Genomic DNA, 2,413 nt, shown 5'->3' on the forward strand with positions numbered 1-2,413 from the left:
CCGCCTGCGGCCGGGCGGCCGATCAGCGGCTCGAGAAAACTCACCTGGTGGATGATGAATCCCATCTGCGCCAGCAGTGCGATCGCGATCGGCAGCACCATGGTCCAGAACGCCGCGTTGGCGAGCAGCGCTTTGCGGGAATGGCTTGGCGTGGCCGCGCTCTCGCCGGAAGGGCGTCCGCCCGAAGCCGGCGACCTCCCGGCAGGCCAGCCGATGAAGGTCACGACCACCGGCAGCACCAGCACCATCATCGCGAGCGTGGCCGCCAGCATGGCGGAGCGAAATCCGATGCTGCCGGTCAACGACAGCAGCAGCGGAACGAGGATGATGCCGCCGCAGGTCGCGCCGTTGAACGCGAGGCTGAGCGCGAGCCCGCGCCGGCGTTCGAACCAGGAGTTCAGCACGGTTGCGATCACCACGGTACCCATGCCGGTCCAGCCGACCGACATCAGCGCATAGGCGAGATAGAGCTGCCAGGGCGTCTGCATCAGCGCCAGCAGCACAGTCGAGGCGCCGAGCGCCGCCAGGCCGCACAGGATCAGCGACCGCAAGCCGATGCGGGCGAGCAGATCGTCGGTGAAGATGACGAGGACGGAGGTCAGGAGAAACGAGAAGGTGCTGGCCGCGGAGACCAGCGTGCCCGGCCAGCCATGGGCGCGCTGCAGCTCGGCGAGATAGACGCCCTGGCCGTACAGGCCGAAGCCGAACATGAAGAAGGCCATCAGGAAGCAGGCCAGCACGACGCGCCAGCCGCGGTAGTGCAGCGAGGATTCGTCGACGCGGGTTGCGGCAATCATCAATCGGGCAATCGGGTCACATGGAACCGCGCGGGATCGTGCACCACAACCACCGGTTTTTCAAATGAAACATTGTAGCCAATTGTTGCGGCGCGTTGGCGCCGAAAAGGTTGACTCAGCGCATTGGCACGCCTGCGGGATCATGTAGGCTGATGCTCGGCGAGACTCGCGAAGCAGCGAGCATCGCGGCGAGCGCAGGGGGCTCTCATGCCGAATGGCAATATCGTCGTCACCGAAGAGCGCGGAACGCGTGTCATCACCCTGCGCCGCCCGGGCAAGAAGAACGCGATCACCCAGGACATGTACCGGGAGATGAGCCACGCGATCGACACCGCGCAGAACAACCCCGACATCCGCTGCATGATCATCACCGGCGGCTCAGGCGTGTTCACCGCAGGCGATGATATCGACGATTTCATGCGCGCCGACACCGCGCGCCCCGAGACGTTGTCGGAAGGCGCCAAGTTTCTCTATTCGCTCGCCCTCAACGTCAAGCCGATCATCGCCGCCGTCGACGGCGCCTCGATCGGCATGGGCACCGTGATGCTGTTTCACTGCGACTACGTGCTGGCCTCGAACGCTGCGACCTTCTCCGCGCCCTACATCCATCTCGGCCTAGTGCCGGTCGGTGCCGCCAGCCTCTTGATGCCGAACACGATGGGATATCAGCGCGCCTTCGCGATGCTGGTGATGGGGCGAACTTTTTCCGCCGCGGAGGCTCACGCGGCAGGCTTCGTCAACACCGTGGTGTCGCCGGGACATACCGAGGTCGAGGCGCGCAAGGTGGCGCGCGAAATCTGCCGGCTACCGGCCGAGGCGGTCGCAACCTCCCGCAAATTGCTGCGCGCGCCCGCCGAAGAGCTCACCCGCCGCATCGATCAGGAAGGCCATCTGTTCGGCGAGCGGCTCAAGTCGGAGGAAGCGGTGGCGGCGTTCAATGCGTTTGCGAACCGGAAGAAGAAGTAGCGGCGCTCTTCCCCTTGTGCGAGACGGGCGATGGTCTGTCTCCGCGAGTTCGGCACCGTAGGGTGGGCAAAGGCGCACTTGCGCCGTGCCCACCATCAATCCTGAAGTGCACGAGAGGCGTGGGCACGCTTCGCTTTGCCCACCCTACGATACTGAGGTCGGGAAGAAGACCTGCACGTTCACGACAATCCTTCGTGAAATCTTCGCGCGGACCGACTAATCTTGTTCCATGCGATACCGATCCATCCTCGCCGCCCTCACTCTCGCCTTCGCCCTCCCCGCCTCGGCCCAGACCGCCGCGCCGGTCGAGCTGCGCGTGCTCGCGATCAACGATTTTCACGGCAATCTGCGGCCGCCGCCGGGCGGCATCCGCATCGCCGATCCCGAGGACGGAGCCAGGAAGGTGATGGTGGCGGCCGGCGGCGCCGAATACATGGCGACGCTGGTGAAGCAGCTGCGCGAGGGGCACAAGAACACGATCTTCGTCGCCGCCGGCGACCTGATCGGTGCGAGCCCGTTCCTGTCGGCGATGTTTCACGACGAGCCTTCGGTCGAGGCGCTTTCGCTGATGGGTCTAGCGATCAGCTCGGTCGGCAATCACGAGTTCGACGAGGGCAAGACCGAGCTGCTCAGGATGCAGAACGGCGGGG

General features: G+C 65.3%; 3 protein-coding genes. 2 read left to right on the plus strand and 1 reads right to left on the minus strand.

The window, feature by feature from the left end:
• Nucleotides 1-797: MFS transporter (locus IC66_RS0133260; protein WP_038950536.1), on the minus strand; the 797-nt coding region annotated here is incomplete at its 3' end.
• A 207-nt stretch (nt 798-1,004) separates the two neighbouring features.
• On the opposite strand from IC66_RS0133260, the gene IC66_RS0133265 reads away from it, so the two are divergent.
• Both IC66_RS0133265 and IC66_RS0133270 read left to right on the plus strand, forming a co-directional pair.
• Nucleotides 1,005-1,763, plus strand: coding sequence for an enoyl-CoA hydratase-related protein (locus IC66_RS0133265; RefSeq protein WP_038950537.1), 759 nt, complete (start codon nt 1,005-1,007; stop codon nt 1,761-1,763).
• Nucleotides 1,764-1,992: 229 nt separating this feature from the next.
• On the plus strand, nt 1,993-2,413 hold a 421-nt coding region (locus IC66_RS0133270; protein ID WP_038950539.1), incomplete at its 3' end, for a metallophosphoesterase.

Source organism: Bradyrhizobium genomosp. III (genome assembly GCF_000261705.1).
Taxonomy (GTDB): Bacteria; Pseudomonadota; Alphaproteobacteria; order Rhizobiales; family Xanthobacteraceae; genus Bradyrhizobium; species Bradyrhizobium ottawaense.